Source organism: Aliivibrio wodanis, assembly GCF_052920805.1.
Map to the genome: position 1 here is coordinate 48,053 of NZ_JBREXA010000002.1, position 20,705 is coordinate 68,757.

21 protein-coding genes and 1 pseudogene are annotated in these 20,705 nt (G+C 37.6%); 17 read left to right on the forward strand and 5 right to left on the reverse strand.

Annotated features, from left to right (window positions below):
* Window positions 1–20: 20 nt before the first annotated feature.
* The 4 genes from ACU5DF_RS08140 to gltX all read left to right on the forward strand — a co-directional run bounded on the left by ACU5DF_RS08140 (window position 21) and on the right by gltX (window position 4,094).
* On the forward strand, window positions 21–377 hold the full coding sequence (locus tag ACU5DF_RS08140) for a DUF2799 domain-containing protein (protein WP_446712525.1): 357 nt from the start codon (window positions 21–23) through the stop codon (window positions 375–377).
* Window positions 378–733: 356 nt separating this feature from the next.
* Window positions 734–1,855, forward strand: coding sequence for a porin (locus ACU5DF_RS08145; RefSeq protein ID WP_446712526.1), 1,122 nt, complete (start codon window positions 734–736; stop codon window positions 1,853–1,855).
* A 115-nt stretch (window positions 1,856–1,970) separates the two neighbouring features.
* Window positions 1,971–2,570: a YccT family protein gene (locus ACU5DF_RS08150; protein ID WP_446712527.1), complete on the forward strand. Its 600-nt coding sequence runs from the start codon at window positions 1,971–1,973 to the stop codon at window positions 2,568–2,570.
* Window positions 2,571–2,666: 96 nt separating this feature from the next.
* The gene (gltX, locus tag ACU5DF_RS08155) at window positions 2,667–4,094 is read left to right on the forward strand and encodes a glutamate--tRNA ligase (protein ID WP_446712528.1); all 1,428 of its coding nucleotides are present in this window, start codon (window positions 2,667–2,669) and stop codon (window positions 4,092–4,094) included.
* Between the two features lie 76 nt (window positions 4,095–4,170).
* On the opposite strand, the gene ACU5DF_RS08160 is transcribed toward gltX, so the two are convergent.
* Together ACU5DF_RS08160 and flgT are read right to left on the reverse strand one after the other, a co-directional pair.
* Window positions 4,171–6,111 carry a tetratricopeptide repeat-containing diguanylate cyclase gene (locus ACU5DF_RS08160; RefSeq protein WP_446712529.1) on the reverse strand — a complete coding sequence of 647 codons (1,941 nt, stop codon included), beginning with the start codon at window positions 6,109–6,111 and terminating at the stop codon, window positions 4,171–4,173.
* Between the two features lie 145 nt (window positions 6,112–6,256).
* Window positions 6,257–7,393 carry a flagellar assembly protein FlgT gene (gene flgT / locus ACU5DF_RS08165; protein ID WP_446712530.1) on the reverse strand — a complete coding sequence of 379 codons (1,137 nt, stop codon included), beginning with the start codon at window positions 7,391–7,393 and terminating at the stop codon, window positions 6,257–6,259.
* 164 nt (window positions 7,394–7,557) lie between these two features.
* Here flgT and ACU5DF_RS08170 point away from each other — a divergent pair, with 164 nt between their 5' ends.
* Both ACU5DF_RS08170 and ACU5DF_RS08175 read left to right on the forward strand, forming a co-directional pair.
* Entirely contained in the window at window positions 7,558–8,193 is a 636-nt protein-coding gene (locus tag ACU5DF_RS08170) for a FlgO family outer membrane protein (RefSeq protein ID WP_045102661.1), read from the forward strand.
* A 9-nt stretch (window positions 8,194–8,202) separates the two neighbouring features.
* Window positions 8,203–8,637, forward strand: coding sequence for an LPP20 family lipoprotein (locus ACU5DF_RS08175; protein ID WP_446714209.1), 435 nt, complete (start codon window positions 8,203–8,205; stop codon window positions 8,635–8,637).
* 200 nt (window positions 8,638–8,837) lie between these two features.
* Here the strand turns inward: ACU5DF_RS08175 and ACU5DF_RS08180 are convergent, their stop codons facing one another.
* The 3 genes from ACU5DF_RS08180 to flgA form a co-directional block, all read right to left on the reverse strand.
* Entirely contained in the window at window positions 8,838–9,266 is a 429-nt protein-coding gene (locus ACU5DF_RS08180) for a flagellar protein FlgN (RefSeq protein ID WP_045102659.1), read from the reverse strand.
* A gap of 46 nt (window positions 9,267–9,312) precedes the next feature.
* On the reverse strand, window positions 9,313–9,624 hold the full coding sequence (flgM, locus tag ACU5DF_RS08185; RefSeq protein WP_045102658.1) for a flagellar biosynthesis anti-sigma factor FlgM: 312 nt from the start codon (window positions 9,622–9,624) through the stop codon (window positions 9,313–9,315).
* Between the two features lie 213 nt (window positions 9,625–9,837).
* Window positions 9,838–10,581, reverse strand: coding sequence for a flagellar basal body P-ring formation chaperone FlgA (gene flgA / locus ACU5DF_RS08190; protein WP_446712531.1), 744 nt, complete (start codon window positions 10,579–10,581; stop codon window positions 9,838–9,840).
* 74 nt (window positions 10,582–10,655) lie between these two features.
* Between flgA and ACU5DF_RS08195 the strand changes: the two genes are divergently transcribed.
* The 11 genes and pseudogenes from ACU5DF_RS08195 to flgJ all read left to right on the forward strand — a co-directional run bounded on the left by ACU5DF_RS08195 (window position 10,656) and on the right by flgJ (window position 20,519).
* Complete coding sequence (locus ACU5DF_RS08195; protein WP_446712532.1) at window positions 10,656–11,576, forward strand: chemotaxis protein CheV; 921 nt, start codon at window positions 10,656–10,658, stop codon at window positions 11,574–11,576.
* A 76-nt stretch (window positions 11,577–11,652) separates the two neighbouring features.
* On the forward strand, window positions 11,653–12,480 hold the full coding sequence (locus ACU5DF_RS08200; protein ID WP_446712533.1) for a CheR family methyltransferase: 828 nt from the start codon (window positions 11,653–11,655) through the stop codon (window positions 12,478–12,480).
* Window positions 12,481–12,672: 192 nt separating this feature from the next.
* On the forward strand, window positions 12,673–13,068 hold the full coding sequence (gene flgB, locus ACU5DF_RS08205; RefSeq protein ID WP_446712534.1) for a flagellar basal body rod protein FlgB: 396 nt from the start codon (window positions 12,673–12,675) through the stop codon (window positions 13,066–13,068).
* 2 nt (window positions 13,069–13,070) lie between these two features.
* On the forward strand, window positions 13,071–13,487 hold the full coding sequence (gene flgC / locus ACU5DF_RS08210; RefSeq protein ID WP_045102654.1) for a flagellar basal body rod protein FlgC: 417 nt from the start codon (window positions 13,071–13,073) through the stop codon (window positions 13,485–13,487).
* 15 nt (window positions 13,488–13,502) lie between these two features.
* On the forward strand, window positions 13,503–14,213 hold the full coding sequence (gene flgD / locus ACU5DF_RS08215; RefSeq protein ID WP_045102653.1) for a flagellar hook assembly protein FlgD: 711 nt from the start codon (window positions 13,503–13,505) through the stop codon (window positions 14,211–14,213).
* A gap of 154 nt (window positions 14,214–14,367) precedes the next feature.
* Complete coding sequence (flgE, locus tag ACU5DF_RS08220; RefSeq protein ID WP_045102652.1) at window positions 14,368–15,666, forward strand: flagellar hook protein FlgE; 1,299 nt, start codon at window positions 14,368–14,370, stop codon at window positions 15,664–15,666.
* 202 nt (window positions 15,667–15,868) lie between these two features.
* Window positions 15,869–16,618: a flagellar basal-body rod protein FlgF gene (gene flgF, locus ACU5DF_RS08225; protein WP_045102651.1), complete on the forward strand. Its 750-nt coding sequence runs from the start codon at window positions 15,869–15,871 to the stop codon at window positions 16,616–16,618.
* Between the two features lie 54 nt (window positions 16,619–16,672).
* The gene (gene flgG / locus ACU5DF_RS08230; protein ID WP_045102650.1) at window positions 16,673–17,461 is read left to right on the forward strand and encodes a flagellar basal-body rod protein FlgG; all 789 of its coding nucleotides are present in this window, start codon (window positions 16,673–16,675) and stop codon (window positions 17,459–17,461) included.
* A gap of 12 nt (window positions 17,462–17,473) precedes the next feature.
* Window positions 17,474–18,265, forward strand: a complete 792-nt coding sequence (gene flgH, locus ACU5DF_RS08235; RefSeq protein WP_446712535.1) for a flagellar basal body L-ring protein FlgH — start codon at window positions 17,474–17,476, stop codon at window positions 18,263–18,265.
* 2 nt (window positions 18,266–18,267) lie between these two features.
* A pseudogene (locus tag ACU5DF_RS08240) lies at window positions 18,268–19,390 on the forward strand (flagellar basal body P-ring protein FlgI).
* A gap of 124 nt (window positions 19,391–19,514) precedes the next feature.
* Window positions 19,515–20,519 carry a flagellar assembly peptidoglycan hydrolase FlgJ gene (gene flgJ / locus ACU5DF_RS08245; RefSeq protein WP_446712536.1) on the forward strand — a complete coding sequence of 335 codons (1,005 nt, stop codon included), beginning with the start codon at window positions 19,515–19,517 and terminating at the stop codon, window positions 20,517–20,519.
* Window positions 20,520–20,705: the final 186 nt, after the last annotated feature.

Consider the following 20,705-nt stretch of genomic DNA (forward strand, 5'->3'; position numbering starts at 1 on the left):
AACAAAATCGAGGGTGACAAATGAAGAAAATATTTTTGCTATTACCTTTATTATTGAGTGCTTGTACGTCATCGCCTAAAACAGCAGAAGAATATTGGTTTGGGCAAGGTGAGCGCTTTGGTAGTCGAGGCTACAATATAGAAACTGATGGTCTTGAAAAAATGAAAGAAAAAATACCATTTAATCAAGCTGCTTATTCTGAAGGTTATAAAAAAGGAATTAACGACTATTGTGATCCTTTCCAAGCATTTAATAAGGGCATTAGTGGTGTTCGTTATGCTGGTCAGTGTGATTCACAAAAAGAAATAGTAATGATCAAAGCTGAATGGGAAAGAGGTTGGCAAGCTTTTCTTGCTTGGGATATTACGATAAAGTAAAAAAAGTGCGACTTAGTTCGCACTTTTTTTTATTTTAAAATAAAAGGCTCTAATTAATTCTAATTTTAGGGTGATCTTTGTTCTATAACTATGGTCAATACTTAGGTTTTTTGTAGGTTGGATCTCAAAAATTTTAATTTTTATTTTTTCATATATATTGTAACTTGTTGGTTTTTATTATTTTATTGTTTTTATCTTTTTCTGTTTTTGAACAAGATCACTCAATAAATATGACTATATTTTTATTAGAAAAAAAGTTTGTCATAGTCCGCTCCAGACAACAAATCTAATGCACAGTTCATTTCGGCGACCACTTAAATGATTGTGTATGACTTAATAAGTTAAATGAAGGAATTATGACTATGTTTAAGAAAACACTTTTAGGTGCGGCTGTTTCTGCACTTCTACTTGGTGCAACTCCTGTAATCGCTGCAGATGCAGATGCTGATGGCGCGAATGCGGATAATTTGAAAGAAAGCGCAAGTTATGAAGTGTACGGTATTATCGCAATGCAAGCAGCTTATCGTGCCTATGATTCAGGTGTTAATGCTACCGATGATAAATTAGGTGGAATGCAATTTAATAATGAGTCTCGTATTGGTTTCCGTGGTAAAAAGCAATTTGCTAATTTTGGTCCAACATTCATTTGGCAGATTGAAGGTGGATATGTTGACCCAAGTTTTGGTGGTGAAGGCGCAGGTTTAGGTGAGCGTGATACGTTTGTCGGTTTTGAAAGTGACTCACTAGGCCAAATTCGAGTTGGTCGTGTATTAACTCCTATGTATGAATTGGTTGATTGGCCTGCATCTAACCCTGGTTTAGGCGATGTTTATGACTGGGGCGGTGCCATTGGTGGTGCGAAATATCAAGATCGCCAATCAAATACAATCCGTTGGGATACACCAACATATTCAGAGGCACTCTCTTTTGATGTAGCAGCTGGTGCTGGTGATAAAGCAGGCCTTGGTGAAGGCGATGATTACTGGGCAGGCGTTGCAGGTCATTATAAATTAGGGCCAATCCAGTTTGATGCAGCTTATGAAGGTAACCGTAATATTCAAGCTGAAACAACCACGTGGGACAATGACACTTATTTAATTGGTCTACAAGGTTGGTTTGAAAATGGTATTTCTTTCTTTGCTCAATATAAGATGATGGAAGCAACCTCAGCAACTGGGGTTGATGAGTCTCAAAATGCTGTATCGACAGGTGTTATGTATACCAAAGGTGATTGGCAATATAAGTTAGGTTATGCTGCTAACTTTGAGTTAGAGCGTGATGGAAAAACGATAAATGATACTGATGATAGTGTAGTTTCAGCTCAAATTATGTACTTTGTAGACCCATCAGCAGTACTTTATGCTCGTGCTCGTACTCTTGATTTTGGAGATGGTGCTGCAGCAATTGATAACTCTGGTGCTCGTTGGAAATCTGCAGATTATGATGAATTTTCTGTTGGTGTAGAATACTATTTCTAGTAGTAAGTAAAGATTGATTTAACTTAAGGGCGTGTGTAGACATGCCCTTTTTCCGTTTTAAAATTGATATATTTACCCCGTAAAAATGATCATATTTAAAATATAAGGTGAGATTATGTTTTTGAAAAAAGGCTTGTTTGTTGCATTTGCAATGTTTTCTTCTTATGGGTTTGCGAGCCCTACACTTACACTTCAACCAGAAATAGTACCCCAAGTAATTAATGGTAAAAGAGTATTGAGCTCTGACTATCATGCTAAAAATAGTTTGAACTTGATAGAAGGAAGAAATCAATTAGCGATTACTGTTGGACAAATTGTATTTGAAGATGGAAAACGTCGAAAATTTGATTCTCAACCTGTACTAATGTCATTTACAGTTGAAAATGATGCTGTTTTATCTATCCAGTATAATAAATTTCGAACGATGGATGAGGCTAAAAAGTTTGAAGATAATCCTCAATTTACTTTTAAAAATAAAGATAATAGAGATCAACAATATCAATGGGTGCAACTGAATAAAGGGGGGCTGCAAGGATTCCGCGACTACGAAAGAGAAGTTGCTGATTATAATGTTCAACAAGGTAATATTTCTCATACCGATAAAGGTAAAGAGATTTCTCAATCTAATACCACAGAGCTTCAAAATACATTTTTGCAGTTAACAGCAGAGCAGCAACAAGCTTTCATGCAGTGGGCAATGCGAAACTTAAAGTAACTCAATCATTGTAGATTTACCTTATGGTGCTAAAATAGCGCACAAATTATGTGGTGCTGACAGATTCAGCGCAACCTCTTCAAAAAGGTAATAACAATGACGGTTAAAACTCGTTTTGCTCCAAGCCCAACAGGCTACCTTCACGTTGGTGGTGCACGTACTGCACTTTACTCATGGCTTTTTGCTAAAAACCAAGGCGGCGAATTTGTTCTTCGTATCGAAGATACTGACCTTGAGCGTAACTCTCAGGAAGCGGTTGATGCGATCCTAGAAGGTATGCAATGGATGGGTATGGAATGGGATGAAGGTCCTTATTACCAATCTAAGCGTTTTGACCGTTACAACGAAGTTGTAGAGCAACTGCTTGCAGAAGATAAAGCATACAAATGTTATGCATCAAAAGATCTGCTTGATGAAATTCGTGCAGAACAAGAAGAAAATAAAGAGATGGCTCGCTACGATGCAAATCATCCTAAAATTGTAGCTGCTAACGCTGCTGCAAAAGAGGGCGATGCGTCTGTGATTCGTTTCCGTAACCCTAAAGAAGGTTCGGTAGTATTTGATGACCAAATCCGTGGTCGTATCGAGATCTCAAACAGCCAATTAGATGATTTGATCATCCGTCGTACTGATGGCGCGCCAACATACAACTTCGTAGTTGTGGTTGATGACTGGGATATGGGTATTACTCAAGTTATCCGTGGTGAAGACCATATCAACAACACACCTCGTCAAATTAACATCTATGAAGCATTAGGTGCTCCAGTACCAATGTTTGCACACTGTGCAATGATCTTAGGTGATGATGGTGCAAAACTGTCTAAGCGTCATGGCGCAGTATCAGTTATGCAATACCGTGATGAAGGTTACCTACCAAATGCACTAAATAATTATTTAGTACGTCTAGGTTGGTCTAATGGTGATCAGGAGATCTTCTCTCAAGAAGAGATGATTAACTTATTCAGCTTAAATGCAGTAAGTAAATCAGCATCTGCTTTCAACACTGATAAGCTTCTATGGCTAAACAACCACTACATTAAAACATCTGAGCCTGAGTATGTTGCAAAATACCTACAATGGCATTTAGATCAAAAAGAGATCTCTCTTGAAAATGGTCCAGCAATTGCAGAAGTGATTGCATTGGTTGGTGAGCGTTGTAATACGCTGATTGAATTAGCTGAGCAATCTCGCTACTTCTACCAAGATTTTGAAGAATTCGAAGCCGGTGCTGCGAAGAAACATCTACGTGGTGTTGCTAAAGGGCCATTAGAGCTTGCTCTTGCTAAAGTTGAAGCTCTTGAAGAGTGGACAACTGAAAATCTGCACAATGTGATTGCTGAAGTATGCTCAGATCTTGAAATTGGCATGGGTAAAATCGGTATGCCATTACGTGTAGCAGTAACTGGTGGTGGTCAATCTCCATCTGTTGATGCAGTAATGCAATTAATTGGTAAAGAGCGTGTTGTTGCTCGTATCAAGATGGCATTAGAATTTATTGCTGAACGTGAAGCTAACGCTCAATAATATTGAGAAGTAAATTGCATAAAACCGTTGAATACTTAAGTATTCAGCGGTTTTTTTTGCTTATCTTTTACTGCAATTAAGTTATCTCATCCTCTAACGCATTTACAATACAGTTTTTTCCATTTTGTTTAGCTTGGTAAAGTCCTTCATCTAAAATGAAGTATATTTGCTCGATATCTTTCATTTCTTCCTCAAGGTAGGCCCATGAAAAACTTGCGGTAATTGATAACTCTTTTCCATCTAGAGTACTAAAGGTGGTTTTTTCTAAACTAGAACGAGCAGATTCAATCATCTCTAAACATGCTTCTTTTGTTTCATTGTTGAGTAGAATCAAAAATTCTTCACCACCAATCCTTCCTATTTCATGGGGGAATGGCATCGAATTTTGAAGAGTTTGATAAATGTGCTTTAACCCTAAATCACCATTTGGATGGCCGTATTGATCATTCAACTGCTTAAAGTTATCGACATCTAACATAACTAGTGCATTTTTACCGCTAAAATAGGTGAACCTCTTGTTTATAATTTCAAAAATAGAATGCCGATTGTTCGCTGAGGTTAATACATCTTTATGGGCTAAAGTACGGAGTCGACTTCTTGAACGTAAAATAAAATAGATAGTAATAATTAATAATGTAATAACAACTTGAAAGAATAGGCGATATTTCTTTTCTATACTCACTTCAAGATGCTGTCTCTGCCTTGTCTGTAGATCATTAAGTTCGCTTCTTTCTTCTTCAATCAGTGTTTTCCGTAACTCTAAAGCAATATATGCTTTTTTATTGTCGACAGATTGTATTTTATTAACAATCTCTTCATAAGATTTTCGAGAAACTAATGCAGTTTCATAGTTACCAGTATATTCCTGTATTTCAGATTCGATTAAATAAGATATAGAGAGTGCTTTTTGATTTTGTGACTGGATGGATTTATTTTTTGCGATTGTAATATAGCTTAATGCTTTATTTATATTTCCATATTCTAGATAAACTTCGCTGAGAGCTTGGTATATTTTAATTATAGAACCTGAGTTTGATTTTAAGTCATACTGTTTAAGAGCAAGTAGTAGGTACTCTATGCCTTCATCATAATAGCCTTGCGCATTGAGTACCGAACCTAATACAAGATAGGCGCGACTTAATGTATTTGAATTTGAGCTTTCTTTTAATGCGTCAATAGCGAGACTTGCCGAGAATTTAGCTTGTTCATAATTTGATTGTGCTAAATTAATTTCAGCAAGCGTAAGATGTGATTGTGCTATTTTTTGAGTGATCCCTCTTTCTATACGTATTTCTAGTGCTTTTGTAGCATACTCTTTTGCAGAAAGTATTTTCCCCATTTTTAGTAGTAATATACTGATATTATTATAAATGGTATCTTTAATTTCATAGGGTTTAGTTAATGCAAGAGCCTTCTCATTTGCAATTAAAGCTGCGTTATAGTCGGTCACACCTTGATAGCTTAAAGCCAATAAGCGATAGGCCCATTTTATATCAATATAATGGTCAGGATTTTTCTCTAATTGTTTTAGTGCAGATTGACAGTAAAACTCAGCCATATAGTAGTCACCTAAGGCTAATTTAGCTCTACACTGTTTAATAGAAACTAAACTGTTTAAATCTACATCATTAAGTAGTCTGACTTGCTGTTGAGCAATTTTAATATAATGCAGTTCTTTTTTGTAGTCACCTTTATCTTCTAAATCCATTGATAGAAGAATAAAGTATTCAATACTACTATAAATATTAGAACTAGAAGCGGTTGTTCTATGATGGTAATCATCACCACGACGAGTTACAAAGCCATGAATTCTAGTCGCGGTATAGATGCGTTCGGTGGAAGGTTCTAGCGAATAATAGACGTCATAAAGCATCGATAAAGCTTTATCTGGGTTATCTATACGATACTGGTGATATTGTTTTTGCCATGACTCCAGTTCCATAATTGAATTGGCAGATGAAGAAAAGCTGATTAATAGTAAAATACTACTAATAACGAAACGAAATTGTCCTAGCATGATGGCTCAATTGGGATGATGTTCTAATTATGTTTAGAGAAGGGTATCTTAAGAGTGGTATTAAAACGAGGAAAAGCTTCATAAAATGAAGAGGAACTATTAAAAATAATAATTTCTCTTCATAATTAATGATCTGTATCTAAATTTATTGAATGATAGTTTTATGCATTACATCACCAATCTGGATACTATTAATAAGCTGTGGTTGATTAATAAGTAATTCAGAATTCTGTTCATAAACACGATCAACGGTTAATGTTATTTTTGTTTTAGCTACTTTATTTCGTGGCAATCCATTTTGATCGATAAATGAACCAGTATGCCATAACTCTAATTTATCGCCTTTTTGAACACCGTGAATACGGCCAAGATCCATGGTTATATTGTTCTTGTTGATACTAACAACTTGCGGAAGCGTCATTTTACATGCAAATTGATTTTCAAGATCAAGCATCATGTTTCTATTAATTCTAAGTACCATTTCACCATAAGCAGAAGTCCAAAAACGTGCACTTTGAGTATCAACCTCACTGGTTTTAGGGAAATCCCATTGTGCGACTTCTCGATAATTATTGTTATAAATAGTCTGGCCTGTTTTACCATCTAGTACACTAACTTCAATGGCAAATTGACGGTTTATGGTGTCTTTTTTCAGAAGATTTTGTTCAATTGTAGCGCTTAAATCAGTGATGTTGCCTGAGAAAATATATTGAGCTCCATGATCTTCTGCGATCATTTTAGCTACTTCAGGTTGTCGTTGATCAAGGCGAACATTTGTATTCCCTACGGAGATAAAGCTTTGTGATTCTTTATCTAATTGACGTGAAAAAACGGTACTTAGGTCTTCGCCTAGTTTGTAAACTTTTCCCATTACTGCTTGTTGAGGAGCATCTATACTAATTTCACTGGTCATAAAGGTTTTCTTATATTGACCTATATGGCAACTGTTTGCCGAAGGATAGATATCAATACGAGCGGTAATATATAGTTTGCCGTTTCTTTTCTTTTCTTTAACTACCTCAATACTACGAATTTCACTACCACTGAATTGATAGCGTTTTTCATCATTCTCTAAAAAGACTTTGAGATCTTTAAGGCGGCTAATATCCGCCCCTGAAAAGAGCATAGCTTGATAGGCGGCGTCCTCAAGTGCATGAGTTCTTGCCGCATTCTTACTGGTTAGTACACTTGCTGAACCGGTTACTTCAAACCATTCAGCATTTGCTACTTGCGTATAAGTAATTGTTAATATTGAAGTAATTAAAAATAATATTTTTTTCATCGCTGCTATCTGCCAAGTGGGTATGAAATTTGCTTACTAATATGTATTGATTGATAAAAGTACTTACAAATTGCGTTTATTGGAGCTGTTGCAATTTTTGTTCCTAGTTTAAATTTGACGCCTTACAGAAGTAAGTATATTGAACATTATCTGGAGATAATAAAATGAGAGTATTGGTTGTAATTTTACTGTCGGTAATGGTGAGTGCGTGTGCATATTCACCAATTTATAATGGTAAAGAACCTTATAATGGTAGCCCATTCATGTTGTCAGATACGCCACGACATACAATGGATTACTTTATTGAAAGCTTAACAGAACAATTGGTAACCTCGAATACAACGTTGTCAGCTCGTTCACCAATAGCTATTACTTCTTTTGTTGATTTACAACAAATGGATCAAACTAACTGGTTAGGTAACTCAGTAACGGAAGGCTTTATATTCCAGCTGCAACGTCGTGGATTTAAAGTTATTGATTATAAAACAACAGGAAATATCCGAGTGACTCAACAAGGCGATTTCGCTTTTAGTCGTGATTGGAAAGAGCTTGTTCAAGAGCAGCAAGTTGATTACGTATTAACAGGGACAATGCTTCGTCAAGACGGTGGTGTGTTAGTTAACGCCCGAGTTATTGGTATGCAAACACGAGTTGTTGTAGCATCGGCACAAGGTTTCCTACCAGCAGATAGAATTGGTCGTGATTTAGATACGTTAAATACTATGCGTATGGAAGATGGTGTTCTTATTCGCTCTGATGTGAAAAAAGCAGAACGTAATACAATTATCTTACGTCCATAGGAGAAGTTAATAATGAAGCACTGGTTTTTATTGGCACTACTTGTTTTAGTGGGCTGCCAGCCTCTTGGTACCATGCGTGAAAGTGATCAACTAACCGCTGTAGGATATGCAAGTATCAGTGAACAAGCGGGTAAGAATATTGATGAAAAGCGCATTCGAGCAATGCGAGCTTCGAAAGTTGATGCTTATAGAGAACTTGCTGAGCAAGTATATGGTATGCGTATTAGTGGTAAAGTTGAAATGAACGATCAACAACTTGGCGAAGAAAGCACAAGTGCAGGGGTCGATGGTATTATCCGCGGTGCTGAGGTTGTGCGAACTTATCCTGTTGGTGATAGCTATGTTACTGAATTAAAGCTAGATTTGAAAAAGATGGAACGTATGAAAAACCAAGGTCAGGTTTATGATGTCCCATCAACGCAAAGAAAAACAACGCTGTTTTAATTCGCTTGTAAATAGAATACTCTCAGTCAATATTTATAGCTCTTAGTTTACTAAGGGCTTTTTTTATGGGTATCTATCAATAGATAGAATAACCCTTTTTATAGTGAGTATTTTAAATTAAAGTAGGGTGTCTATCTGGAATGTTTGAACATAGACTTTTTAGAAAGGTATTATAAAGAGAAAAGATAAAGAGGAAAAATTTAGGCTTTTACATTTGTACCTAATGTAGTGATATTTCGAGTTTGGCCTTCTGCGGTATACGTCATCCCATTTTTACCACGGCTTTGTTGCATTAAGTTATTTAGTTTATTGAAGCTGAGTTGAGCACGTTGAAGCGCTTCCCCATTCACCACGTTTTCTTCTTTACAATCATGAATGATGGACTTTATTTCAGTCACTTTTTCAGTTAGTGCATTATCTTCAGAAAGAAGCTGTCTTTCTGCATGACTACCTAATAATTGATCATACTGGCGCAGTTGGTTTAGTAAGCTCAGCTTATCATGAGCAATACTTTCCATCTCTGTTGGTTTTCTACTGGCGATAGCTGCTTTCTCTCGATTAAGAACAGTCGAAAGCGAAAGTGCAACGCTACGTTGTAGATCCAATAATTCAGTCAGTGTCTGAGCCATATTGCCTCGATTTTTTAATAAGAAAGTAACCAGCTAGCCTAGGTTATTATAGGCCAGCTAATTCATCTTCAAATTTAATCATATTATCTGCTAGACGCTCTGGGTCAACAGAATAAGAGCCATTTGCAATAGCGGCTTTAATTGCAGCTACTTTATCTTCATTAAAAGAAGGCTCTGTTGCGAGTTGTTGGTGCATTTGGCCAATTTCTTTACCTTGGTTACTTAAAGAAACAGCATCCGTTTTTGCAGACATCACTGGTGTTGAATTTGCCGGTGATGTCTCACTAGCGTCAACACGAGGTTGATTGCGTAATGTCGCCATGGTTTGGCTAGCACGTAATTGGTCAATACTTGTCATATTTCAAGCCTTTTAGCCGGTTAATATATTTTCTTAATTTATCTATCGGCTGTCAAAAAAATAACTTAAGCAAATAATGAAGTTTTTTGACGCTTTTTTTTCATTATTTCTAACTGTAGAAAACTTAAGCATAAATGATGCCATGTTAACGGTATCGGCATCCTTAAATGAAAGTTTAGATCTAATTTTACTTTATTAATAAGAATGTTGTCATTAGAAATGAACTTGCACTTCACCAACAGAGATCACTCGTCCATTAACGATACGTTTTGACTTGTTATTTTTTACGTTAACTTTGTCACCAAGGGCACCATCACCTAACGCCGTTCCTTTAGTTACAATACTTAAGTTTCCTTTTATTGCTTTTATGATCACACTATCATTGCGACATACCATGCATATATCATTTTTTTCTATCACTTCTCCAGCTCTTACGCTACGTTTAATACGAGAGCCAATAAGTTCGTCTATACTAAGGTAACCACCGCGACGATAAGTTCGACTATTTATTAATGTGAGAGTTAAATCATGTCGCGAGATAGTATGTCCTCGTGATAATGATGAGATAGCGGTGACTAAAGGCATCAATAAATCGGTTTTTACGGGAACGTAGACTTTCCAATTATCAGGTTTGCACTCAATTAAAACTGAGGTATTCCCACTTGAATTTAATCGACCAGTAAGAGAGGCTATAAGTGGTGATGGACAGTCTGTTGCATGAATACGACTATCAATTCGGGTTGCCTCTATATGTAAGGTACCATTGTTAGGTACCTCGATTTGAGCTTGAATAAAAGATTCAGCGGTTTGTTTAATTATCTTTAATTGTCCATCTGTGGCAGCATAGAGATTCGAACTAAAGAAACCTATAAATATGCCGATAATACTGATAACTTGATAAAGAGTAATCTTATAATCACATAATCTTATAATCTTATTTTTAATATAAAATGCCATATGGTACATCGTGTTCTTCGTTAGTTTATGTTAATCTCACGGTTTATTTATAATGGCACAAGATGGAGTCACATATGACAGGCATACTGGATTCGGTGAATCAGCGCACACAACTTGTAGGACAAAACCGTTTAGAGCTGCTTACTTTTCGCCTTATGGGGCGTCAGCGTTATGGAATTAACGTATTTAAAGTGAAAGAAGTATTACAGTGTCCGAAGTTGACTTCAATGCCTAATTTGAATCCTTTAGTAAAAGGTATTGCTCACATTCGTGGTCAAACGATTTCTGTTATTGATCTAAGTCTTGCTACAGGTGGACGTGCGACAACAGATATTGATCAATGCTTTATTATTATTTCTGAATTTAACCGTACCATTCAGGGCTTTTTGGTTAAATCAGTAGAACGTATTGTTAATATGCATTGGGAAGCTATTTTGCCACCACCGCAAGGAACAGGACGTGCTAATTACCTTACCGCAGTAACGAATATTGATGAAGAATTGGTTGAGATTTTAGATGTAGAAAAAATCTTGGCAGAAATCGCGCCAATCGATGAAACCATGAATGAAACATTGGTTGAAGAGATGGCAGAGATTAGTCCTGAGGTTGTTCGTAAAGTCTTAATCGCTGATGATTCAAGTGTTGCTCGTAAGCAAGTTCAAAGAGCGGTTCAATCTATTGGCTTTGAAACTATCATGGTAAAAGATGGTAAAGAAGCGTTAGATAAGCTAGTTGAAATGGCGAATCAAGGTAGTATTTATGACCAAATCGGTTTGGTCATATCTGATGTAGAGATGCCAGAAATGGATGGCTATACATTAACAGCAGAAGTTCGACGTGAACCTGCACTTAAAGACCTGCATATTATTTTACATACCTCGTTAAGTGGTGTGTTTAACCAAGCAATGGTTGAACGTGTTGGTGCAAACCAATTTATTGCGAAGTTCAATCCTGACGAGTTGGGGGCTGCAGTGAAAAAAGCTGTTGAGAAATAGTTTTTTCAGGCTGCTAATCATATTGCTCTCTTAAATGAGGGAGCAATTCAATTTTTATTTGGAAGATAAACCATTAATGACAACTATTACTATCAACGACCAAGAGTATCGTGATTTTAGCCGCTTTCTTGAATCTCAGTGTGGTATTGTTCTGGGCGACAGTAAACAATACCTAGTGAGAAGCCGATTAAGTCCTTTAGTTGCTAAGTTTTCATTAGTTTCATTATCTGATCTACTAAAGCAAGTAATTTCTGGACGTAATCGAGATCTTCGAGTTGCCGCTGTTGATGCGATGACAACAAACGAAACCTTATGGTTTAGAGATGGTTACCCATTTACAGTTCTTTCTGACAAGCTGTTACCAGAATTAGCGGCAAACCGTCGCCCATTAAAAATTTGGTCAGCGGCAAGCTCATCAGGACAAGAACCATATTCTATGGGCATGATAATCTCTGAGATTCAAGCTCGTAAACCTGGCTTTCTTCCTAATATCAGTATTACAGCAACCGATATCTCTCCATCGATGTTAGAAACCTGTAAAACGGGTATTTATGATAACCTTGCTTTGAGCCGCGGTTTATCTCCTGAACGTCGTCGCGCATTTTTCGAAGATGCTGGTGATGGAAAAATGAAGGTTAACGATAAAATCAAACGTATGGTGAACTTCCGTCCACAAAACTTAATGGATAGTTACAGTTTACTTGGCAAATTTGATATTATTTTCTGCCGAAATGTACTGATTTATTTTTCTCCAGAAATGAAATCTCAAGTACTAAATCAAATGGCGGCAAGTCTTAACCCTGGCGGATACTTATTGCTTGGTGCATCAGAGTCGCTAACAGGTTTAACTGACAAGTTTGAAATGGTTCGCTGTAATCCAGGAATTATTTATAAGCTTAAGTGATTTATTTGAGTTATTTACAAACAAAAAGCGGCTTAGGTCGCTTTTTTTGTGCCTGAAACTTAGAATAGGCATAGATATTGCTAATTTTATATTGGTAGTTTAGTTAATCTGTACTGTAAATTGAAAAGTTGGCATACAGGTTGCTATATAGAAATATATATACTGCTAGTCAGTTCTTGTGGAGGGTTTGAAATGGCAATTTCTTTTGATAACGCATTAGGTATTCACCAGCATACAGTTGGCGTTCGTTCTGAACGTGCAGAAATGCTTGCGACTAATATCGCTCAGGCGAATACACCGGGCTATAAAGCAAAAGGAATGGATTTTCAAAAAGCATTACAGTCGGCAACATCAAAGGCAAGCATGGGTCTTAGCCGAACTGATGGTCGGCATATAAATGCCTCAACACGAGTGGCAGGGGAAATTCAATACCGTACTCCTACTCAGCCTGATACAGGTGATGGGAATACGGTTGATGTAGATTTGGAGCGTAATTTATTTATGCAAAACCAACTTCGTCATCAAGCATCATTGGAATTTTTAGGTAGCAAATTCAAAAACCTAACCAAAGCAATTAAAGGGGAATAGAGATGAGCTTATTTAATGTTTTTAACGTTACAGGTTCTGCGATGAGTGCAGAATCAGTTCGTCTTAACACCACTTCAAGTAATATGGCAAATGCTGACAGTGTAAGTAGCTCTGCTGCTGAAACTTATAAAGCTCGTCAAGCTGTTTTTGGTGCGGAATTGAGTAAAGCTAAATACAAACAAGAACATACAGTACCTGTAAAAGTTCTTGGTATTGTTGAAAGCCAAAAACCATTGCGTGCAGAATACAATCCTGATCATCCTATGGCAAACGACGATGGTTATATTTTTAAACCAAATGTTAATGTAATGGAAGAAATGGCAAACATGATTTCTGCTTCTCGTTCATACCAAACGAATGTTCAAGTGGCAGATGCAAGTAAACAAATGTTGCAGAGTACTCTGCGAATGGGTCAATAAGGATAGGAGGTAGCTATGACTGGAATCAATAACGTTGGTCAAAACGGCTTGTCCTACATCGACCAGCTTAAAAGTCTTCAAGAGGCAAATAAGCCTGAAAAGGCAACGGGCGGCAAAAATGAGCTGAAGCAAGAAGACTTCCTTTCATTACTAACCAAACAGTTGTCTCAACAAGACCCGTTTAAGCCGGTTGAAAACGATCAAATGATTGCACAAATGGCATCATTTGCAACCGTTGATGGTATTGGCAAGATGAATACACAGTTTGATAGCTTGAATTCATCAATGACATCTAACCAAGCATTACAAGCGTCTTCGCTTGTTGGTCGTGATGTTCTAGTACCGGGCGCAAAAGGTTTAAAAGAAGCAGATAAGAGTATGGCGGCAATGGTTAAATTGCCACAAGCGATTAATAACCTAATGGTTCGTGTTGAAAACGAACAAGGCCAATTAATTCGTACTTTAAATGTAGGCGCTAAACCTGCTGGTGACACTCGCGTTGAGTGGGACGGCAAAGATGACAAAGGCAATGCGATGCCTGCAGGTCGCTATAATATTAAAGCGGCAGGTGTGCTTGATGGAGAAAACAAAGAATTTGGCGTTTCAACATACGCTAATGTGAATAGTGTTCTTCTAGGCAAAGGTGATGGCAATGTACTGCTCAATCTTGCTGGTTTTACTTCACCTATGAAATTAGCAGAAGTGCTGGAAGTAGGTAAAGCGTAACAAGGCGAATATTCAGTGCAGCGTATTTGCTGCCTGAATACTCCCATTTATTATTCATTTATATAAGGCTATGCCAATTCCATTAACATTCTTCATTAGCTTTGATCGTTAATGGAATTGGAAAACATACGCGTAGCTAGATAGGAGATATCAAATGTCATACGTAGCATTAAGTGGTCTAGCCGCTGCTCAAAAAGATTTAAACACAACATCAAATAACTTAGCCAATGCCAATACTTTTGGTTTTAAAGAATCTCGTGCTGAGTTTGGTGATGTGTATTCGTCATCGTTATTCTCAAATGCAAAAACGACGACTGGTGGCGGTGCTCAAACAACAAAAGTTGCACAGCAATTCCATGAAGGTTCAAGTATTTATACCAATAACCCAATGGATCTACGAATTTCAGGCCAAGGCTTTTTTGCCGTAGCAAAAGATCGTCTACAGCCAGCAACAAATGAAATGACTCGTAATGGTGCATATCACTTGAATAATGAGAACTACGTAACAACGGCAAATGATGAGTTCTTATTAGGTTATGAAGTGGATCCTGAATCTGGTAACGTTTCTTCTTATGAGCCAAAAGCACTTAAGATCCCAGATCAGTTCGGTAAACCAAAGCCAACTGAAAATATTGAAATTGGCATGAACTTGCCAGCATCTGAAGTACCAAAAAACCCAGCCCTTTTTGATATGAATGATCCGGACACCTATAACAAGTCAACATCGGTAACTACGTATGATTCTCTTGGTCAACCATATAAAATGACCTCTTATTACGTAAAAGATGCAACACAGCCAAACCGTTGGAATGTATTCTACTCTTCGACAGATATCGATGGCGAAAAACCAATTAATATTAATGCTGGTGATGCACCTAGTGCTACAGGTCATGTTGGTCACTCAATAGTGTTTAATAATGATGGAACAACTCAAAATATCAATGCTGGTCAGCCAGTAACAACAACACCTTTAGGTGCGAATGGTTTAAATATGAATGGTGCAGATCCTGCTCAGACATTAACCATGAAATTTGATAATCCGACACAGTTCTCAGCACCGTTTGAAATGCGTCGCTTCAGTGAAGATGGGGCAACCACAGGCTATTTATCAAAAGTAGATATTGATAAGAGCGGTAATATTGTAGGTTCTTACTCAAACGGTAAAGATGTAACTCTTGGTCGTGTAGCAATGGTTCGTGTAACCAATCAACAAGGTCTAGCTCAAAATGGTGGTACGCAGTGGTCAACGACTCAAGCGTCAGGTGCTGCTATTTGGGGTGAAGCAAATCAAGGGTCATTTGGTGATATTCAAAGTGGTACGTTAGAGCAATCAAACATCGATATGACTCAAGAGTTGGTTGATTTGATTTCTGCACAACGTAACTTCCAAGCGAACTCACGTTCATTAGATGTTCACAACCAATTACAACAGAACATTCTACAGATTCGTTAATCTTAACAATGTCTTCTTTATAAAATTGCCGTCGGCATTGACGGCAATTTTTTACCCAGATTTATTGCCCCTTCTTTTTTATCCCCTTCTATTTTTATTGCTAACTAGTGTTACGTTTCGTCTAACTTATTGATAATAAATTAAAATAAAAGTTGGCATGGTCATTGCTTTTATAACTTCAGATAGATTATTGGAGTTCATTATGGATCGCGCATTATTTTTAGCCATGAGTGGCGCAAAGCAAAACATGCAAGCTATGCAGCTGCGTTCAAACAACCTTGCTAACGTAAGCACAACAGGTTTTCGTGCCGATTTAGAGCAAGCGCGTTCAATGCAAGCGTATGGTGAAGGTTTGCCGACTCGTGTGTTTAATATGACAGAGCGTCCAGGAAGTAGCTTTTCTCAAGGTTCGGTAATTACGACTGGTCGTGATTTAGATTTAACTATCGAAGGTGATGGTTGGATTTCAGTTATGGATAATACAGGCCGTGAAGGCTTGACTCGTGCCGGTAATCTAAAAATTGATGAGACAGGTTTATTGATGAATGGCAGTGGTCACCTAGTATTAGGCGAAAATGACGCGCCAATCACTTTACCACTTCCAATTTCAAAAATTCAAATTGCAAAGGACGGTACTATCTCTGTTCTTGAGCAAGGTGCTCCAGCCGAAGCAATGGCAGAAGTTGACCGCATTAAATTAGTTCGTACCGATAATCGCGATTTATTTAAAGATACGAATGGTTTGTTCCGTTCGAAAAATCCTAATAATGCATTCCAAGCAGATGCGGGTGTAACCGTACTAAAAGGCGCATTAGAAGGCAGTAACGTTAATGCCGTAGGTGAAATGACCAATTTAATTGATTTGCAACGTCAGTTTGAAATGCAAGTCAAGATGATGAGTACCGCTGAAGAGATGGATAAGGCTTCAGACTCATTATTACGTATGGGTTAATTGAACAATTAACTTGATTAACTTAATACATTAAAGAATTTAGAGGAATACACAATGAATCCAGCATTATGGGTAAGTAAAACAGGCTTAGACGCACAGCAAACTAACATTGCGACTATTTCAAACAACTTGGCGAATGCCTCAACAGTTGGTTTTAAAAAGAGCCGTGCCGTATTTGAAGATCTGTTTTACCAAAACGTAAACCAAGCCGGCGCTCAATCAACACAAAATACTGAGCTACCAACAGGTTTAATGCTTGGTTCTGGTTCAAAGGTTGTAGCGACACAAAAAGTATTCACTAACGGTAACGCACAAACCACGTCGAACGGCATGGATATGATGATCGAAGGTAAAGGCTTTTTCCAAGTGACAATGCCTGATGGCAACATTGGTTACTCTCGTAACGGTCAATTTACGCTGAATGATGAAGGCGCAATTGTAACGACTGGTGCTGGTTACCGTTTAGAGCCAGAAATTATTGTTCCTGAAGATGCAATCAATGTAACGGTAGGTACGGATGGTGAAGTATCTGTTCGTCTACGTGGTCAACAAGATAACCAAGTGATTGGTCAAATTACAACAGTTGATTTCATTAATCCAGGCGGTTTAGAGCCTGTTGGTCAAAACCTTTATTTACCAACAGGAGCAAGTGGTGATCCTCAAGAGGGAACTCCTGGTCTTGAAGGGTTAGGTTCAATTCGTCAATCAATGCTTGAAGCATCAAACGTAAACGTAACCGAAGAGCTAGTAAACATGATCGAAGCACAGCGTGTTTATGAAATGAACTCAAAAGTTATCTCTGCTGTTGATAAGATGGCAAGCTTTGTTAACCAACAACTGTAATTGGTGATTAGGATGAAACGTCTTCTTTGTTTGATGCTTTTAACAACATTAACTGGTTGTGAATCATTATTAATTCAAAACCCAAATCTACAAGATAGTGAAGTAACTTCAGCAACAACTAATGTAGATGCTGTAGAAGGTGATAAAGCAAAAGAAGAAGATTCTGGTATTATTGATACATTACGTGGACGTAATGATCCAATAGCAGGAGATCCCGCTTGGGCACCTATTCATCCTAAAGAAAAACCAGAGCATTATGCAGCGGCAACCGGTTCACTGTTTAATGTTGATCATGCGCAAGATATGTACGATGACACCAAGCCTCGCGGTTTAGGAGACATTGTTACCGTGATGTTAGCTGAAAATACTAAAGCGGCAAAAAGTGCCGATGCCGAGCTTTCAAAATCGAATGACTCAAGTATGGATCCATTACAAGTTGGCGGTAAAGAGCTGCAAGTTGGTGGTGATTACAATTTCTCTTACGAGTTAAGTAATGATAATAATTTCACTGGTAATACATCTGCAAATCAAAGTAATAGTTTAAGTGGTTCAATTACAGTTGAAGTAGTTGAAGTATTGGCAAATGGTAACTTACTGATCCGTGGTGAGAAATGGCTGACATTGAATACAGGTGATGAATATATCCGTTTAAGTGGCACTATTCGACCTGATGATATTGGGTTTGATAATACTATTTCATCGACACGAATTTCTAATGCACGTATCCAATACTCAGGTACTGGAGATCAACAAGATATGCAAGAGCCTGGATTCTTGGCACGATTCTTTAATGTAGCACTGTAATAATGACGAATCGTTGGAGTTTTAACGTGAATAAAAACCTAGTTACCTTAATTTTTACTTGGTTATGCTTAAGCATTTCAACAGTACAAGCTGCACGTATTAAAGACGTGTCAGAAGTTGCTGGTGTACGTAGTAACCAATTAATTGGCTATGGTTTAGTTTCTGGTCTGCCAGGAACAGGGGGAATCAACGCCATTTACCGATCAAAGTTTCAATGCTATGTTGCAAAACTTTGGTATTCAATTGCCACCAGGCACAAAGCCGAAAACAAAAAATGTGGCGGCAGTAATGGTCACCGCAACTTTGCCAGCCTTTTCAAAACAAGGCCAAGTGGTTGATGTTACGGTTTCGTCTGTTGGTTCGGCAAAAAGCTTACGTGGTGGTACCTTACTCCAGACTTTTCTAAAAGGTTTAGATGGTAAAACTTATGCTATTGCTCAGGGTAACTTAATTGTCAGTGGTTTTAGTGCTGAAGGTGCTGATGGTTCAAAGCTAGTAGGTAATAACCCAACAGTGGGTCGTATCTCTGGTGGTGCAATGGTTGAACGTGAAGTTCCATCACCATTTGGACGTGGTGACTTTATTACTTTTAACTTATTAGAGTCAGATTTCACTACCGCGCAGCGTATGGCGGATGCAGTAAATAATTTCTTAGGCCCAAATATGGCTTCAGCGATTGACGCTACTTCTGTAAGAGTTCGTGCTCCGCGTGATATCAGCCAACGAGTTGCCTTTTTATCTGCTGTTGAAAATGTAGATTTTAATCCCGCTGATGGCTCTGCGAAAATCATTGTTAACTCACGTACAGGTACGATTGTTGTGGGCAAGCACGTTAAGCTAAAATCGGCGGCGGTTACACACGGCGGCATGACGGTAGCAATTAAAGAAAACCTGCAAGTGAGCCAGCCAGGTCCATTTGGTAATGGTCAAACTGTCGTGACACCAGATACTGATATTGAAGTAACGGAAGAGCAAGGGAAAATGTTTAAATTTGAACCTGGCTTAACGTTAGATGATTTAGTAAGAGCTGTAAATGAGGTTGGTGCAGCACCGTCTGACTTGATGGCAATACTTCAAGCCTTGAAGCAAGCGGGTGCAATTGAAGGCCAGTTGATTATTATTTAATTTTCTATTATCAATGTTCAAATACTTATTTAGACGCACTTCTTTGGAGGTGCGTTCTTTTTTTTTGGCATTAAACTTGCTGTAGATAGAATAGAGATTGTCGATTTAAAGAGAAAGTGTGAAGATGAATAATTCAGTAAATATGACAGATGTAGGCTTCATTCATGATGTAGGCGGCCTAGATAATTTACGTAAAAGTGCGGTTAATGGCGATCAAGATAGCCAAGATAAAGCACTGCGCGCTGCGGCTGAGCAATTTGAATCAATCTTCACACAAATGCTTTTTAAATCAATGCGTAATGCAAATGATTCATTTAAGTCAGACATGACGAGCAGTGATAATCAACAGTTCTTTGAGCAAATGCGAGATGATCAAATGTCGACTGAATTGTCGAAAAAAGGATCGCTTGGTTTAGCTGATATGATAGTTGCTCAACTTGGTGCTTCAATGAATCAAGAAGCTCCGGTACAAAGCGGCAATAATTTAGAACAAGATGCTCGCATGGCAATGCGTAAAGCGGCAACAGATGAAACGTTACGTTTACCTGCTGATTACCAATATCCATCAGCTTCAGCTGCGAAGCAAGCATCACAAACAGAATCATCAGCAATTGCCCAGTTAGATAAAGCGCTAGCAGCGAAATCAATATCTCAATCAGATAAATTTGAATCGCCTCAGCAGTTTGTTGATACGATGAAACCATATGCAGAGAAAGCCGCGAAAGCATTAGGTGTTGATTCTAATGTTCTGATTGCTCAAGCTGCACTTGAAACTGGTTGGGGGCAAAAAGTTATTAAGAATTCTGTTGACTCAAGTCATAACCTTTTCAATATTAAAGCTGATAGAAGTTGGAAAGGGGATAATATTGCTAAAAATACACTGGAATATCATGATAATGTGGCAGTAACAGAGAATGCTTCATTCCGTTCATATAATAATTACGAAGAAAGTTTTAGTGATTTTGTACGTTTTTTAAACCAGAACCCACGTTATGAACGAGCATTACAACATACCAATAACTCAGAAAACTTTATTAAAGAAATTCACAATGCAGGTTATGCAACTGATCCAAATTATTCCAATAAAGTTATTAGTGTCATGAAGAAAGTTGAAGGTCTACTTAAGTAGTCTTTACACATTTTTATAAAGGTTATCTCAATCCTGTCTCTTAGTTATAAGAGGCAGGATTTTTTGTTTTTATTGCCGCTTTAATTAAAAGAGGCAAAGAAAGGCATGAATAGGAGGCAATGGAATAATAAATTGAGTTTCTTTAATGGAAAGTGAAGTAAAAACAATAACTTAAAAGTTGGCATG

Coding starts and splice junctions, on each gene's coding strand:
- ACU5DF_RS08140 (WP_446712525.1), top strand. CDS start 21: ATGAAGAAAATATTTTTGCTATTACCTTTATTATTGAGTGCTTGTACG.
- ACU5DF_RS08145 (WP_446712526.1), top strand. CDS start 734: ATGACTATGTTTAAGAAAACACTTTTAGGTGCGGCTGTTTCTGCACTT.
- ACU5DF_RS08150 (WP_446712527.1), top strand. CDS start 1,971: ATGTTTTTGAAAAAAGGCTTGTTTGTTGCATTTGCAATGTTTTCTTCT.
- gltX (WP_446712528.1), top strand. CDS start 2,667: ATGACGGTTAAAACTCGTTTTGCTCCAAGCCCAACAGGCTACCTTCAC.
- ACU5DF_RS08160 (WP_446712529.1), bottom strand. CDS start 6,111: ATGCTAGGACAATTTCGTTTCGTTATTAGTAGTATTTTACTATTAATC.
- flgT (WP_446712530.1), bottom strand. CDS start 7,393: ATGAAAAAAATATTATTTTTAATTACTTCAATATTAACAATTACTTAT.
- ACU5DF_RS08170 (WP_045102661.1), top strand. CDS start 7,558: ATGAGAGTATTGGTTGTAATTTTACTGTCGGTAATGGTGAGTGCGTGT.
- ACU5DF_RS08180 (WP_045102659.1), bottom strand. CDS start 9,266: ATGGCTCAGACACTGACTGAATTATTGGATCTACAACGTAGCGTTGCA.
- flgM (WP_045102658.1), bottom strand. CDS start 9,624: ATGACAAGTATTGACCAATTACGTGCTAGCCAAACCATGGCGACATTA.
- flgA (WP_446712531.1), bottom strand. CDS start 10,581: ATGGCATTTTATATTAAAAATAAGATTATAAGATTATGTGATTATAAG.
- ACU5DF_RS08195 (WP_446712532.1), top strand. CDS start 10,656: ATGACAGGCATACTGGATTCGGTGAATCAGCGCACACAACTTGTAGGA.
- ACU5DF_RS08200 (WP_446712533.1), top strand. CDS start 11,653: ATGACAACTATTACTATCAACGACCAAGAGTATCGTGATTTTAGCCGC.
- flgB (WP_446712534.1), top strand. CDS start 12,673: ATGGCAATTTCTTTTGATAACGCATTAGGTATTCACCAGCATACAGTT.
- flgC (WP_045102654.1), top strand. CDS start 13,071: ATGAGCTTATTTAATGTTTTTAACGTTACAGGTTCTGCGATGAGTGCA.
- flgD (WP_045102653.1), top strand. CDS start 13,503: ATGACTGGAATCAATAACGTTGGTCAAAACGGCTTGTCCTACATCGAC.
- flgE (WP_045102652.1), top strand. CDS start 14,368: ATGTCATACGTAGCATTAAGTGGTCTAGCCGCTGCTCAAAAAGATTTA.
- flgF (WP_045102651.1), top strand. CDS start 15,869: ATGGATCGCGCATTATTTTTAGCCATGAGTGGCGCAAAGCAAAACATG.
- flgG (WP_045102650.1), top strand. CDS start 16,673: ATGAATCCAGCATTATGGGTAAGTAAAACAGGCTTAGACGCACAGCAA.
- flgH (WP_446712535.1), top strand. CDS start 17,474: ATGAAACGTCTTCTTTGTTTGATGCTTTTAACAACATTAACTGGTTGT.
- flgJ (WP_446712536.1), top strand. CDS start 19,515: ATGAATAATTCAGTAAATATGACAGATGTAGGCTTCATTCATGATGTA.